Genomic DNA, 14,576 nt, shown 5'->3' with positions numbered 1-14,576 from the left:
CGACCCTTCCATGTGGTCAATTCACGCCAGCCTTAGCCGCCGAATTTAAAGCGGACGCCAGCGGAGACGATCGACTGTCCATTCTCAATGCCAAGCGTTGCGGGAACAAGGTTCAAGTCGACATCTGCCTCGTCAAAGTTCGACCGGTAGGTGTACTGGCCGAACAGCTCGGTCTGGTCGGACAGCTGGAACGCCGCACCCGCCATCAGCTGATAAGCAAGACCGCCATCGTCATCATTGGCAACATCGACGCCCGATGGCGAGTATTCGACATCGACCCAGTTGTAGCCAACACCCGCGCCCAGATAGGGCTTAAAAGCGCCGCCCGTGTTGATGTCGTAATAGACATTGCCGAACAGGCCGAAATTCGAGACCTTGCCTTGGCCGTCGGCAATCACTGCGCCCACGGTCGGGTTGGCCGGATCAGCCGCGCCGCGAGTCAGCACGGCGACATCCACTGCATCAATATCGGTTCCGCCGACCGTCAGGCCGGTATGGGTATTCACGTCATATTCCGAATAGGCGGCTTCGAGCTCGGCGCGGAAGCCGTTTTCAAAAGCGTAGCCGACTTGCCCATTGATGGCGAAGCCAGTGTCGAAATCGCTGTTCCATTCGAGCGGCGTTCCGGCGGGAATCGCATCAAAGTCTGCTGTCGCAGCGACGTCTGCTTCGAACTCGCCTGAATTCTGGCTGTCATTGGGCAGGCTTATACCGCCGCTGACGCCCACATAGGGGCCTTCGGCCTGGGCCATTGTAGGAATTGCGAGCAGCGCCAAAGCAGCTCCTGAAAAGCCAAATGATTTTATATATTTTGACATGATTTCCTCACGTAGGTTTGCGCCCCCAGTGCGACGCAAATCGCGAGGGTCACCTGAACCTAGGCTGCAGAAATCTGATGCCTTGCGGCAGGCCGTTTCTAGTCTTCGTTCGCCAGCAGGAAGCGTTGTCTGGCTGCGTCGACTGGATTCACTTGATCGCCATCTTCGAAGTACCAGAAGGTCCAGCCGTTGCAGCTGGGGGCCTCTTGCAGGTCTTTGCCGAGCCCGTGGATCGAGCCGGTTTTGCCGTCCAATTCCAGCGAACCATCGGCTCGCACGGTTGCGATCCAGCGGCGTTTCTTGTCGAACACTTTTGTGCCCGGCGGGATCAGGCCGTTCTCGACCAGAGTGCCAAAGGCAACGCGCGGCGCAGCCTTTTTCGACTGCATGGTCTCCAGCGCGCTTTCGTCGAGCGGCAGTTCTTTCGCAATCCGCTTGGTCGCAACTTTGCGGTAAAAATCCTCACGTTCGCAGCCGATCCACTCGCGGCCCAGACGCTTGGCCACGGCGCCGGTCGTGCCGGTGCCAAAGAACGGGTCGAGCACCACGTCGCCTTTTTCCGTCGTGGCGAGCAGCACGCGATAGAGCAAAGCTTCCGGCTTTTGCGTGGGATGCGCTTTCTTGCCGTCTTCCTTGAGCCGTTCAGCGCCCGCGCAAATCGGCATGACCCAATCAGAGCGCATCTGAAGTTCGTCGTTCAACGTCTTCATTGCGCGATAGTTGAATTGGTAACGCGACTTCTCGCCCATGCTCGCCCAGATCAGCGTTTCATGTGCGTTGGTGAAACGCGTGCCTTTGAAGTTCGGCATCGGATTGGTCTTGCGCCAGACGATATCATTGAGGATCCAAAAGCCGAGATCCTGCAAGATCGATCCAACGCGGAAGATGTTGTGATAGCTGCCGATGACCCACAGAGCGCCATCGGGCTTGAGCACGCGGCGCGCTTCGGAAAGCCATTCACGGGTGAACTTGTCATAGAGCTGGAAGCTGTCGAACTGGTCCCAATGGTCGGTGACTGCATCGACCTGGCTGCCGTCGGGACGGTTAAGATCGCCGCCCAGCTGCAAATTATACGGCGGATCGGCGAACACACAGTCGACCGAATTGTCGGGCAACGAGCGCATCGCTTCAATGCAATCCCCGTCGAGAATTTGACCGAGCGGTAGCTCTGGATGCGGCGCACTGGCTGGCGCTACCTGCTTGGCAGGTTTCGCAGTTTTCGTCGCCGCCCGCAGCTTTGCGGTTTCCATCACACCCATCTCAAATCCCCGACCTTGCTGTCTCAGCACGCTTCACGCGCATAGTTATCCACAGGGTGAGTCCAAGTGGACCCAGCGTCAAGGCAAATGTGATCGGAGAATATGGTTAATGAATAGTTAGCACCCTTTCCTTGAGAGCGGAACGAAACAAGACCCCACAACATGTTGAGTCTGCTCGGATTCCCGAGACTCGATATGGAGGGGTGTGGCGTAAAAGACTCGTTCGGAGCCTAAGGTAGAAAGCTAACGGCCGGCTCTACGCTGCCAGAACAAAACCGACATTGCCGAGGAAGGCGAGCAGCAGGACGGTACCGATCAGGCGGCCAATCTTCTTGGCGAACCAGAGGAGCAGCAGCAGGATGACCGCGCTACCCACTAGGAGCGCCATTTGGAGGCCCAGCAGGTTCTCAGGGAGCGCAAATGGTGCAATTCCCATCGTGACCCCGCCAATCAGCAGAATGTTGTAGATGTTCGAGCCGACGACATTGCCGATTGCAAGGCCCGGCTTGCCACGCAGCGCAGCCGCTGCGGACGCCGCCAGTTCGGGTAGCGAGGTTCCGAAAGCGACCACGGTCAGGCCGATGGCTGTCTCGCTGACACCGAATATTGTCGCGAGATCGATTGCGCCTGTGACCAAAATCTGGCCACTGAAGACCAGCACGACAAGCCCGCCGATGAAAAGCGCCGTTGCAAGCCATCCGTTTTGCGGTCCGTCCTCGCCATCTTCTTCCTGCGCAGCGCCGGGATGGCGATAACGCCAAATGATATATGTAACGATCGCAACAAGCAGTGCAGCGCCAATCCAGCGCGCGCCCACTTGCGCGTAGGCAAGACCCGCCAGCGCGAGCGTTGCAACGAGCGCGACGACCGCGTCGCGGCGACCGGCTCCTGAAAGCGCAATTGGCGCGATCACCGCGGTCGCCCCCAGGATCAGCAAGGTGTTGGCCAGGTTGGACCCGACGATATTGCCCCAGGCGATGCCAGGCGACCCCTCAAGCGCAGCCTGAACGCTGGCGACCATTTCCGGCATGCTGGTCGCGAAGCCGACAATTACCAGGCCCGTAAAGAGGGTGGATACGCCGAGCTTCTGCGCGATACCTACAGCCCCGCGCACCAACAGCTCGCCGCCTATCGCAAGGCCGATCAGGCCGCCCAGGCTCAAAAGAATCGCGTTCAACATAGCGGACAAGCGCTTAGGGCAGGCAACGGTTCCTCACAAAAGGGTTGCTTGCGCAACCGGTGCAAAACTGAAGCGATGGAGCGGTGTCGGCCCGTGCGCGCGCAGCGCTTCCATGTGATGCTTGGAGCCATATCCCTTATTGCTATCCCAGCCGTATTCGGGGTGTTGCTCGAGCCGCCGCGATCATGATCCGGTCGCGCCATTCTTTGGCGATGATCGACGCAGCGGAAATCGCAGGCTCGCTGCCATCCCCTCCCACAATCGCACGCGCCGGCCAGTGCCAGCCTTCGCGGCGACCTGCAGGGGTCAGATTGCCGTCGATGATCACCTCGTTCACGCCGCAATCAAGCACTTGCGTAAGCCGCGCGGTCGCATCTGTCATCGCCTGAAGCGTCGCTTGCAGGATGTTGAGATCGTCGATTTGCGGTGGTTCGATCACCCCCACCGCCCAGGCGCAAGTGGCGCGAATTTGCTCGTCCAGAACCGCGCGCCTTTTCGATGAAAGCACTTTGGAATCCGCCAGACCATCAGGCGCAGACTTGCCAAGCACCACCGCTGCCGCCACTACCGGTCCAGCCAGCGGGCCTCTACCCGCTTCATCGACACCAATCACTGCGCCCTCATGCGAAACTTCGAGGGCACAATTTCCGTTTTTGGGAGTTCCACACAACATGATGACAGTTTCCAAGCTCGCCCCCACCCTATTCCTCCCCGCCTTCGCCCTAGCAAGCTGCGGCAACGCAACTTCTGGGGAAAGCACCACTCAGCCGGTCGATGGAGCCGAGGCGGCAAACGTCGCCTACACCGTTAGCGAGATGGGCGAATTCAACGAGCCTTGGGCGATTGCCTTCGCGCCGGGGACCGAGACCATCTTCCTTACCGAGAAATCGGGCACGATGCGCTCAGTCGACACGGCCAGCGGCAATGCGATGGAAGTCACCGGCATGCCAGAGGTTGCCTATGGCGGCCAGGGCGGTCTCGGTGATGTCGCGTTTCTTGCGTCCGAGACAGGGCTCGACAATCGCACGATCTATCTGAGCTGGGCCGAAGCAGGTGACGGCAGCACATATGGCGCTGCGGTCGGCAAAGGCACTTTGTCTTGCGGGACAAGCAGCTGCGCAGTGTCCGACCTCAATGTCATCTGGCGCCAGTCTGAAAAGACCGGCAAGCGCGGCCATTACTCGCACCGGATTGCGATATCTCCAGATGAACAATATCTCTTCATCGCCAGCGGTGACCGGCAGGAGCTGGAGCCGGCGCAGGACAAAACCAACAATCTTGGTTCGATCGTCCGGCTGAACCTTGATGGCACGCCCGCGGAGGGCAATCCATTCGCCGATGAAGGCGAAGTACAGTCGCAGATCTGGTCCTACGGCCACCGCAACCCTCTCGGCCTCGCATTTGATCCCGACGGTCAACTCTGGGATCTGGAGCACGGTCCGGCTGGCGGGGACGAATTGAACAAAGTCGTACGCGGCGAGAATTATGGCTGGCCGACCGTGTCTGACGGTGAGCATTACAATGGCGATCCAATTCCAGACCACTCGACCCGGCCCGAATTCAAGACCGCTGCGATTGGTTGGACTCCAGTGATCGCACCGGGCGACATGCTGTTCTACACCGGAGATGCTTTTCCGGCTTGGAAAGGCGATCCGCTCATGGTTGGTCTGGCCTCGCAAGGCATCGTCCATGTCGAGATCGACGGTGAGACGGCAACCGAGATTGCCCGCCATGATTTTGGCAATCGCATTCGCGGGATCGAGCAGGGCCCGGACGGCGCGATCTGGCTGATCGAAGATGGCGAAGGCGGGAAACTGCTGAAGGTTTCCCCGCAATAGGAAATCTTGAGCGGCGCAAACGCTCCGCTTCTCGACAGAGAGCAAGGCTCACTCTAACGGGCGGGCTATGGCCACACTCATTCCTCTCAGCGCCGTAGAACCGGCGATGATCGAGCAATTGCTTGACCGCACCTTTGGCGAGGACCGCCATGCGCGCACTGCCTATCGCATGCGCGCGGGCACGGATTGGCTGGAAGCGCTCAGCTTCGCCGCGCTCGATGATGCTGAAATGCTGGTTGGTACGATCCAGCTTTGGCCGTTGGCGTTGACCGACCCTGATGGACGCGATTTTCCGCTGCTGATGGTCGGCCCGGTCGCTGTCCTGCCGGAGCATCAAGGGCAAGGATATGGCAAGGCGATGATGGCAGCGAGCCTCGGCGCAGTGGCCGAGACCAGCGGCGATGCCCCTCCTCTGCCACAGCTCTTGATCGGCGACGAAGACTATTACGGCAGATGGGGCTTCACTGCCGCGCACACAGACGGCTGGCTCACACCTGGCCCCAATGATCCGGCCCGCCTGCTGGTCCGCTGCGACAATCCCGCGATTCTACCGGCGAAGGGCAATCTTGGGCCTTGGGGATCGCGGGAGAGTGCGGACTTGGCGAAGTGAGCCGCATCTGGCATTCGCTTAAGAACCAATGCCGTACGACCCACCACCCTACCTCGCTGACCTCACGCTCGCGCAAATCGCTGAACAGGTTGCCGCGCGCAAATTGCCGCCAGTTGAAGGCTGGGCACCGGAGAAGCACGGCGACAGCCGCATGCGCATCGCGGTCGATGGCATGTGGTATCACGATGGCGATCCGATCCGGCGCGAGGCGATGGTACGCGCCTTCTCCGGCCTTTTGATCCGCGAGGACGGCGGCGAGCACTTTCTCGTCAGCCCGTTTGAAAAGCTCTCGATAGACGTCGAGGACGCAGCTTTCATCGCGACCGATTGTGCGACGCGCGATGGCGGCCTCGCTTTCCGGCTCAACACCGATGAACTTGTTATCGCCGGTCCAGAGCACCGCCTTCGCGCCACGGGCAATACCGAAACGCCCGCGATTTACCTGCATGTGCGGCGCGGCTGCGAAGCACGGCTCAACCGCTCGACCTATGCGCAGCTGGCCGAGATCGCGCTGGCACATGGCGATGACTGGACCGTGACGAGTGGGGGCGAGACATTCTCGCTCTTGCCCTGAGGCGGACCCTGCGATGAGCGCCCTGTTCGATCATCTTTCTCACCTCTATGTCGAGGGTCATAAGCGCGGCATACCTGATCTGCTCAGCGATGAACGCTTTGCGCAAAGCTCTCGTCAGACCGAAGCGGCGGTTCTGATCGCCGTGACGGATCGGCCCGTCCTCAAGCAGCGAAGCGATAGGACAGACCAACAAGGCCCAGGCGTGATCCTGACCCAGCGCCCGCAGGATATGCGCGACCATCCCGGACAAGTTGCCTTTCCCGGCGGGAAGATCGACGCGGGAGAAGACGCCGTTACTGCTGCCTTGCGAGAGGCGCAGGAAGAACTCGCGATGAACCCCGATGATGTGCGGGTCATCGGCACCACCGATTGTTATCAGACGGGAACAGGCTTCAATGTAACCCCGGTTTTAGCTGTGATCCCGCCCGACTTGTCCTTCACGCCCAGCCCCGGCGAGGTGGAGGATTGGTTCGAAGCGCCGCTCGCGATGCTGCTGGAACCAAGCAATTGGGACAGCCAAGAAGTGTTCTGGCGCGGACAAAACCGCCGCTATCTTGAGATGCATTATGAGGGCTTTCGCATTTGGGGCGTGACCGCGGCAATTATTGCCAATCTTGCGCGGCGGATTGCACCGGAGGGGCTGCGCAATGTCGCCTGATCTTTCGAACGCCGACTGGCCGCAGCGCGAGGGCTTGCGCGCTCTCACCGCAGCCTTGGGCGCGGAAAACATTCGCTGGGTCGGCGGAGCGGTGCGCGACACTCTGCTTGGCATGCCCGTGCACGACGTCGATTGTGCGACCAAGTTGACGCCCGATGTGGTGATCGACCGCTGCCGCGAGGCGGGCATTCGCACTGTCCCGACCGGCATTGACCACGGCACGATCACGGCGATCCTCGACGACGGTCCGGTCGAAGTGACGACCTTGCGGCATGATGTGTCGACCGATGGCCGGCGCGCGACAATTGCATTTGCGCAGGACTGGAAAGAGGATGCGGCCCGCCGCGACTTCACCATCAACGCGCTTTTCGCGCATCCAGAAACGCTCGAAATCTCAGACTATTTCGGCGGGCTTGATGACCTGGCCGCGCGCCGTGTGCGCTTTATCGGCGATGCCCGCGCCCGCATTCGCGAAGACCATTTGCGTATCCTGCGCTATTACCGGTTCCAAGCGCGCTTCGGTTCGGAATTGGATGTTGAGGCGGAGCAGGCCTGCGAAGAGCTGTCCGACACGCTCAAAGGTCTGAGCCGGGAGCGGATTGCGGCGGAGCTGCTCAATCTGCTTGGCCTGCCTGATCCGGGCGAGACGGTCGAGCGCATGTTCAACCGCGCGGTGCTCCGGGTGATCCTGCCTGAAGCGCAGTTGATCCACGTCGAGCAAATGCGCGACCTGATCGAGCGCGAACAGGCGCAAGGCTATGATGCGGATGGATTGCGAAGGCTCGCTGCATTGCTTCCGCCCATGCCCGAAATCGCCGAGATTGTTTCGGCACGTCTGCGATTGTCGAAGGCCCAACGCGCGCGGCTGATCGCAATTGCCGAACGCACCAGTGCAGACCGCGAACAGCCCTTGCGGCTAGCCTATGATGTCGGGACCGAAGTGGCGGTTGATCGCTTACTCCTTGCCGGAGAAGACACCAGCGCGGTCCGTCAATGGACCGTGCCGAGCTTCCCGCTCAAAGGCGGCGCAATTGTCGCGCGCGGCGTGGCAGCAGGCCCAGAGGTCGCTCGCATCCTGCGCAGCGTCGAGAAACAGTGGATCGACGAAGGTTTCCCAGACGAGGCGCGCGTTCAGGAAATCCTCGAAGCGGCGCTTCCTCCCGCCTCCTAACCTCCAAAACTGTTATTCTTGGGGAAGCCTTGCGGCGGCAAACGTCCAGCCCCACCACGAGCGACCTTCCAGAGATGTATCTCCGTCTCGGTTCGCGTGCGCTCACCTGAACCGCCCATCTGCCAGCTCAGCCCCTCGGCCAGCACAAAGGTCGTCGCATCGGCCAGCCCGCCATCGCGATAGCGTTGCAGCATCACGCCCTGCCCGCGCGCCATGACCGGCACTTCTTCAAGGTTGAAGACGACCAGCTTGCGATTGTCGCCGACACTGGCGACATGGTCATGCTCGGGAGCAATTTCGCGGATCACCCGCAATTGCGCATCGCCTTTGAGGTTCACCACCTGCTTGCCCTTCTTGGTCTCGGCCAGCAGCTCGGCAGTCTCGGCGACAAAGCCTTTGCCGATGCTGGAGGCGAGCAGCAAGCGCCCGCCCTCCTTGTGGACCATCATGCGCGCGATCGAGGTGTCGGCCTCCAGGTCAATCATCGTGCGCACCGGCTCGCCAAAGCCGCGCGCGCCCGGCAATTTATCGCAGCCGAGCGTGTAGAACCGCCCATTTTCCGCCGCGATCAGCAATTTGTCCGTGGTCTGCGCGTGTAGGATAAAGGAAAGCGCATCGCCCTCCTTATACTTAAACTCCTGCGCCAGATCGACATGACCCTTCGCCGCGCGGATCCATCCCTTTTGCGAGAGGATGATCGTCACCGGCTCCTTCTCGATCATCGCATCCATCGAGAATTCGACCGTCGGCGCGGCTTCCTCGATCCGTGTGCGGCGCGCACCCAGAGCGGTGTCCTCGCCATATTCCTTGCGCAAAGCGCGCAGGTCTTTTTCAATCGCGTGCGTTGGCGCGCGGGCGAGCCGAGCAGCTTTTCCAACTCATCCTGTTCTTCTAAAAGCGACGTTTTCTCATCGCGCAGCTGCATTTCTTCGAGCTTGCGCAAAGAGCGCAGCCGCATGTTGAGGATCGCCTCGGCCTGCCGGTCGGTGAGCTTGAACTCGGCCATCATCACGGCCTTGGGCTCATCCTCGGTGCGGATGATCTCGATCACCCGGTCGAGGTTGAGGAAGGCGATGATGAAACCTTCGACCAGCTCCAGCCGTGCCGCAATCTTGTCGAGCCGGTGCTGCGTGCGGCGCTGCAGGATTTCGATCTGCGCCGCGGTCCAGTTTTGCAGCAGCTCTTTCAGCCCCATCACCATCGGCGTGCGACTCGCATCGAGCACGTTGAGGTTCAGCCCGAAGCGCGTCTCCATATCGGTCAGCTTGAAGATGCTTTCCTTGAGCAGTTCCGGGTCGACATTGCGGCTGCGCGGGATCAGGACGATGCGGATTTGCTCATCGCTTTCATCGCGCACGTCTTCGAGGATCGGCAGTTTCTTGTCGGCAATCGCCTGCGCGATCTGCTCGATCAGCTTGCCCTTGGCGACCTGATAGGGGATTTCCGATATAACGAGCTGCCATTGCCCGCCACCCAGCCGCTCGATCCCGGCATCGCGATCTTCGGCTTTGTCCGCCTCGGCCGCGTGGAACACGCCGCGCACGCGGAATGACCCACGTCCGGTAGCATAGGCTTCGCTGATGACCTCTTTGCTGTCGACCACTTGTCCGCCGGTCGCAAAGTCCGGCCCCTGGAACAGCTCCATCAGCCGCTCGTGCTCGACATGCGGATTGTCGATCAGCTCCAGCGTCGCGTCGATCACCTCGGCGACATTGTGGCTGGGGATGTTGGTCGCCATGCCGACCGCAATCCCGCTCGCGCCATTGGCGAGCAGATTGGGGAACAGGCCGGGCATCAGCTCCGGCTCTTCTTCCTCACCATTATAAGTCGGGATGAAGTCGACCGTGCCCTCGTCCAAGCCATCCATCAGCTGGATCGCGGTCTTGGTCAGGCGCGCTTCGGTGTAGCGATAGGCAGCGGCGTTATCGCCGTCGATATTGCCGAAATTGCCCTGCCCTTCGACCAATGGATAACGCAGCGAGAAATCCTGCGCGAGCCGCACCATCGCATCGTAAGCGGCGGTGTCGCCATGCGGGTGGTATTTACCGATGACCTCACCCACGACACGGGCCGATTTCTTGAAGGTGCTGTCGGGCGAAAGCTTCAACTGTCGCATGGTCCATAGAAGGCGGCGGTGAACCGGCTTTAGGCCATCGCGCAGATCAGGTAGCGAGCGCGCGGTGATGGTCGAGAGCGCATAGACGAGATAGCGTTCTTCGAGCGCGCTATCGAACGGCGCGTCTACAATGGCATCGAATGGATCGGATTCGTCGGTATCAATCGTTTCGGACATGCTATCCGCTTAGCAAGCGTATGCTTGACAAGGGAGAGGCGTTTCCACAGGAAGTGGCTCGACCTTGCAGCTTATCCGCTACTTTGTGTGCCCTCGCCGCAGCGCCCCGACCTCCTCGCGCAGTGCCTTTAGCTGCTCCAAGATCTCCTCGCGCTCTCCGTGTGCTTCTTCATCGGTGGCTTCGGACATGGCGTTGACGATCACACCGATGAACAGGTTGAGTACGATGAAGCTTGTCATCAGGATGAACGGCACGAAGAATGCCCAAGCGTAGGGGTAAACCTCCATCACCGGACGCACGATGCCCATGCTCCAGCTTTCCAGCGTCATGATCTGGAACAGCGAATAAAGTGACGCGCCAAGGTGCCCGAACCATTGCGGGAAGGCCTCGCCAAACAGCTTCGTCGCCATCACCGCGCTGATGTAAAATAACAGCAGTAGCATGACGATCACAGTTCCGATGCTGGGGATCGCGCGGAACAAGCCGACAATCACGCGGCGCATACTCGGCACGACCGAGATTAGCCGCAGGGCACGCAGGATACGTAGCGCACGCAAGACGGAGAACTGCTGGCTTGCCGGGACCAGAGCGACGCTGACGATCACAAGGTCAAAGATGTTCCAGCCATTTTTGAAGAAGCTTAGCCGGTAGGCAAAAAACTTGATCAGCAATTCGACCACGAAGATCGACAGCGCAACCGTGTCGAGCCAGTTCACGATGCTCCCTACCCGCGACATCAGCCAGGGCGATGTTTCCATGCCCAGCCCGATCGCATTGATCACGATTACGGTGATGATGAAGCGCTCGAACGGCTTTGATTCAACCAGACGGATGGCGCGATCGCGCAGGGTCATCGACTGCAACTCCTGAAAAAAAATCGCCCTTCCCCGAGCGATCCACGGCCTGCCTTATCATTGCCACGCCTCATCGGCCATCCTGGAACGAGAGGCCATGCCCAAGCATTGTTTTAGCATATGCAAATCAAGGAGTTAAATATGAAACGCGTTCTTATTATCGCAACTGATGGCTTTGAACAATCGGAATTGATGGAGCCGAAATCACTGCTCGAGAAAGCCGGAGCGGACGTGACGGTGGCGAGCCTGGAGAATGGCGATATTCGCGCATGGAAGGACGGCAATTGGGGCGATACAGTCTCGGTCGACATCACCGTCGATGAAGTGGGCACGGGCGATTATGACGCGCTGCTGCTGCCTGGCGGCCAGATCAACCCCGATGTTCTGCGCATGAACGAAACGGTTATCAGTCTGATCGGTGAGTTCAATGAGGCGGGCAAGCCGATTGCGGCAATCTGTCACGCACCATGGTTGCTCGCAGAGGCCGACGTTATTGAAGGTCAAACTGTAACAGCATGGCCATCGATCCGCACCGACCTGAAAAATGCAGGTGGCGAAGTGGTCGACAAACCGGTCGCAATCTCGCGCAATCTGATCACAAGCCGTAACCCTGGCGACATCGCCGCATTTACGTCGGCTTTGATGATGGCGCTAGAGATGGAGCAAGAGCTCGAAGCCGCGTAACACCCTAGAACCTAATCAAGAATGGCCCCGCCCGCGCACTGCGCGAGGCGGGGTTTTTCGTGTGTAATCGGTCTTGTTCAATCCGGGAAATCAACAAGGCACTTGCATCCTTTCTCAAATGTGTCACAAATACGGCAATAATAAGGCGTGATTGAGGCACCGGCCCAATTCGAGTCGGGCGTGACGATTTAACAAGGAGAGTGATGATGCGAATTTCTCGAAAACTGGGTGTGGCATTAGCCGCCAGCACCGCAGTCTTGGCGCTGTCGGCGTGCAGCGAAGCATCCCATGAAATGGTCGACAGCGCTGAATATGCTGTCGCAGATGCAGATATTGCCGCTGATGAAGCACTGGCCGAGCCAGCCTCAGAGAGCAGCGAAATCCCCGCCAGCGAGCCGCAAATCGCCTACACCTATCGCCTTGGCTTCGACCTTCCGCTCGACAGCATCAGACAGGTTCAACAAACTCATGTCTCCATGTGCGAAAAGCTGGGTAGCAAGGGATGCCGTGTCATCTCGATGGATCAGGCCCGCGATAGCGCCGAATATTCAAGCGGCAGTTTGCACATCGCCGTCGCCGCAGACAAAGCCCGCGATTTCGCTCGGCAGCTTGAAAACACCACAGGAGAGGCTGAGGGTGAGTTGGTCTCTTCTTCGCTGACCGGTGAAGATCTCTCGAAGCAACTTGTCGACACCGAAGCGCGGCTGAAATCGCGCGAGTTGCTGCGCGATCGGTTGACTCAAATTCTCGCCTCGCGGAACGGGACTGTCGGTGAGCTGGTCGAAGCCGAACGCGCGGTTGCTCAGGTCAATCAGGAAATCGATCAAGCGCGCAGCTGGCTGGAAACCATGCGCAACCGCGTCACCTACAGCGAGATGACAATCCACTACGAGGCGGGCGAAGTGAGCGCAGTGTCGGGCAGCTTTGGCGAACCAATCGAGGCCGCGTGGAATTCTCTCGGGACGATCTTGGGCAGCACAATTGCGTTCATCATGATGGCGAGCACAGTGCTATTCCCGATCTTGGCCTTGCTGTTAGCATTGCGATGGATTTTGCATCGCTTCGGTTACCGTCTGCGCTTCTGGAAAAATGGTACGCGAGCCGCAGAGCCAGCCACAAGCGAAGGCTAAGCCGACATATCGTGCGCTTCGGGCGGGACGGTTACGGCCAGCCCGTCCAGCGCTTCGGTGAGCTCGATCTGGCAGGAAAGGCGGCTCGTGCGGCGCACCCCGGCGGCGAAGTCGAGCATGTCTTCCTCTTCCTCGCTGGCGGCTGCGAGCTTGTCGAACCATTCCGCCGCGACAATCACATGGCAGGTCGAGCACGCCATCTGCCCTTCGCAAGTTCCTTCGAGCGGCAGGCCCGCCGCTTGACCGACTTTGAGCAGGCTTTCGCCCGCCTCGCCTTTCGCGGTGACGAGCGCGCCCTTCGAATCGGTGAAGTGGACGGTGACGCTCACAGGCCTTGCTCTTTGGCAGCCGTGTTGATCGACTGCGCAGCTTCTTCGATCTGTTCGAGCGTTGTGTATCGACCAAAGCCCAGACGGATCGACGATTTGGCTTGCTTGTCACTCAAACCGATAGCCTTAAGCACATGGCTAGGCCGCCCCGATCCGCTCGCACAGGCAGATCCCGCGCTGAACATGATGTCGCGACAGTCCGACATCAGCCTCGCGACGTCCAGACCCTCTCGGCGGATGTTGAGATTACCATGATAGCGCGCATCCTCGCTGCCATTGAGCGTCCAATCGGCGAAGAGTTCGCGGGCGCGGCTCCAAAGCTGCTCGACATGCTCAGCGTCGTGCGCGCGAAGTTCGCTCGCCAGTTGCGCCGCTGCGCCCATTCCCGCGATAAGGGCTGGCGAGAGCGTACCGGAGCGGAGGCCTTCTTGCGAGCCGCCCGTCTGCTGCTCGGTCAGCTCAACCCCGTCGCGCACCCATAGCGCGCCAACGCCCTTGGGCCCGTGGAATTTGTGCGCGCTTATCGCAATCATGTCGGCCTGCGTGACCTCCATCTTGCCATAGGCCTGCACGGCGTCGACGAGAAACAGCGCATTGTTCTCTTTCGCCTTGCGGTGCCAATCGACTGTCGGTTGCACCGTGCCGATCTCATTGTTGACCTGCATTACCGCGACCAACCGGCAATCATCGGGCACATCCTGTTTGGTGTTGCATTGCCCTTCGCTCGAGACATTGAGCACATGCGGCTTGGCCGCCGCCTGCGCGGTATCGCCGACCGCCGAATGTTCAATGGCGGAGTAGGATACGCTGCCGCCGGTCCCCGAACCGCGGATCGCCAGATTCAACGCCTCGGTCGCGCCGCTGGTGAAGATCACCTTGCCGCCCGCCGGGAAGAGCGCCGCAACGCGATCGCGCGCAAGTTCTATGGCAGCTTTGGCCTGACGGCCCATGCGGTGCGGGGAATGTGGATTGCCAAAGCCGGTGCCGTCCGGCCCGTCGAGCCAGCGCAGCATGGCGTCGCGCGATTCGGGCGCAAGCGGGGTTGTGGCTTGGTAATCGAGATAGATCATGCCGTCCTAATCCTTGGGCCGGAACCACCCGCTCCCTCCACCCTTCCACCCGGATTTTCACGCCGGGTACGATCCGGGTGGAAGGGTGGAGGGAGCGGGTGGCGCGG

General features: G+C 60.1%; 13 protein-coding genes and 2 pseudogenes. 7 read left to right on the top strand and 8 right to left on the bottom strand.

Going from position 1 to position 14,576, the window contains the following annotated elements; translation table 11 throughout:
- Positions 1 to 32: 32 nt before the first annotated feature.
- The 4 genes and pseudogenes from ACZ1GU_RS04670 to ACZ1GU_RS04655 form a co-directional block, all read right to left on the bottom strand.
- On the bottom strand, positions 33 to 818 hold the full coding sequence (locus tag ACZ1GU_RS04670; RefSeq protein WP_472646923.1) for an outer membrane protein: 786 nt from the start codon (positions 816 to 818) through the stop codon (positions 33 to 35).
- A gap of 98 nt (positions 819 to 916) precedes the next feature.
- The gene (locus ACZ1GU_RS04665) at positions 917 to 2,068 is read right to left on the bottom strand and encodes a DNA methyltransferase (protein WP_472648713.1); all 1,152 of its coding nucleotides are present in this window, start codon (positions 2,066 to 2,068) and stop codon (positions 917 to 919) included.
- 265 nt (positions 2,069 to 2,333) lie between these two features.
- On the bottom strand, positions 2,334 to 3,257 hold the full coding sequence (locus tag ACZ1GU_RS04660) for a calcium/sodium antiporter (RefSeq protein WP_472646922.1): 924 nt from the start codon (positions 3,255 to 3,257) through the stop codon (positions 2,334 to 2,336).
- 33 nt (positions 3,258 to 3,290) lie between these two features.
- Positions 3,291 to 3,930: pseudogene (locus tag ACZ1GU_RS04655) on the bottom strand (ribonuclease HII).
- On the opposite strand from ACZ1GU_RS04655, the gene ACZ1GU_RS04650 reads away from it, so the two are divergent.
- From ACZ1GU_RS04650 to ACZ1GU_RS04630, 5 genes are all read left to right on the top strand, one after another.
- A complete protein-coding gene (locus ACZ1GU_RS04650) occupies positions 3,929 to 5,095 on the top strand; it encodes a PQQ-dependent sugar dehydrogenase (RefSeq protein ID WP_472646921.1) in 1,167 nt (388 codons plus the stop codon). The pseudogene ACZ1GU_RS04655 and the gene ACZ1GU_RS04650 sit on opposite strands and share 2 nt — an antisense overlap.
- A gap of 67 nt (positions 5,096 to 5,162) precedes the next feature.
- Positions 5,163 to 5,705 (top strand): GNAT family N-acetyltransferase, encoded by a 543-nt coding sequence (locus ACZ1GU_RS04645; protein ID WP_472646920.1) that lies wholly within the window; start codon positions 5,163 to 5,165, stop codon positions 5,703 to 5,705.
- Between the two features lie 28 nt (positions 5,706 to 5,733).
- Positions 5,734 to 6,279 carry a DUF1285 domain-containing protein gene (locus ACZ1GU_RS04640; protein ID WP_472646919.1) on the top strand — a complete coding sequence of 182 codons (546 nt, stop codon included), beginning with the start codon at positions 5,734 to 5,736 and terminating at the stop codon, positions 6,277 to 6,279.
- Between the two features lie 13 nt (positions 6,280 to 6,292).
- Positions 6,293 to 6,937, top strand: coding sequence for a CoA pyrophosphatase (locus ACZ1GU_RS04635; RefSeq protein WP_472646918.1), 645 nt, complete (start codon positions 6,293 to 6,295; stop codon positions 6,935 to 6,937).
- A complete protein-coding gene (locus tag ACZ1GU_RS04630) occupies positions 6,927 to 8,108 on the top strand; it encodes a CCA tRNA nucleotidyltransferase (RefSeq protein WP_472646916.1) in 1,182 nt (393 codons plus the stop codon). The genes ACZ1GU_RS04635 and ACZ1GU_RS04630 overlap by 11 nt, the downstream gene beginning before the upstream one ends.
- Here ACZ1GU_RS04630 and parC read toward each other — a convergent pair.
- Positions 8,105 to 10,401: pseudogene (gene parC / locus ACZ1GU_RS04625) on the bottom strand (DNA topoisomerase IV subunit A). The gene ACZ1GU_RS04630 and the pseudogene parC overlap by 4 nt on opposite strands.
- 78 nt (positions 10,402 to 10,479) lie before the next feature.
- A complete protein-coding gene (locus ACZ1GU_RS04620) occupies positions 10,480 to 11,256 on the bottom strand; it encodes an ion transporter (protein ID WP_472646914.1) in 777 nt (258 codons plus the stop codon).
- 141 nt (positions 11,257 to 11,397) lie between these two features.
- On the opposite strand from ACZ1GU_RS04620, the gene ACZ1GU_RS04615 reads away from it, so the two are divergent.
- Together ACZ1GU_RS04615 and ACZ1GU_RS04610 are read left to right on the top strand one after the other, a co-directional pair.
- Positions 11,398 to 11,940: a type 1 glutamine amidotransferase domain-containing protein gene (locus ACZ1GU_RS04615; RefSeq protein WP_472646912.1), complete on the top strand. Its 543-nt coding sequence runs from the start codon at positions 11,398 to 11,400 to the stop codon at positions 11,938 to 11,940.
- Positions 11,941 to 12,143: 203 nt separating this feature from the next.
- Positions 12,144 to 13,070, top strand: a complete 927-nt coding sequence (locus tag ACZ1GU_RS04610) for a DUF4349 domain-containing protein (protein WP_472646910.1) — start codon at positions 12,144 to 12,146, stop codon at positions 13,068 to 13,070.
- On the opposite strand, the gene ACZ1GU_RS04605 is transcribed toward ACZ1GU_RS04610, so the two are convergent.
- Both ACZ1GU_RS04605 and ACZ1GU_RS04600 read right to left on the bottom strand, forming a co-directional pair.
- A complete protein-coding gene (locus tag ACZ1GU_RS04605; protein ID WP_472646908.1) occupies positions 13,067 to 13,399 on the bottom strand; it encodes a 2Fe-2S iron-sulfur cluster-binding protein in 333 nt (110 codons plus the stop codon). The genes ACZ1GU_RS04610 and ACZ1GU_RS04605 overlap by 4 nt on opposite strands.
- Positions 13,396 to 14,469 (bottom strand): cysteine desulfurase family protein, encoded by a 1,074-nt coding sequence (locus tag ACZ1GU_RS04600; RefSeq protein WP_472646907.1) that lies wholly within the window; start codon positions 14,467 to 14,469, stop codon positions 13,396 to 13,398. Before ACZ1GU_RS04600 ends, ACZ1GU_RS04605 begins: the two co-directional genes overlap by 4 nt.
- Positions 14,470 to 14,576: the final 107 nt, after the last annotated feature.

Source organism: Erythrobacter sp. HA7-11 (assembly GCF_055693605.1).
This window is presented reverse-complemented; position numbering and strand designations above follow the sequence as displayed.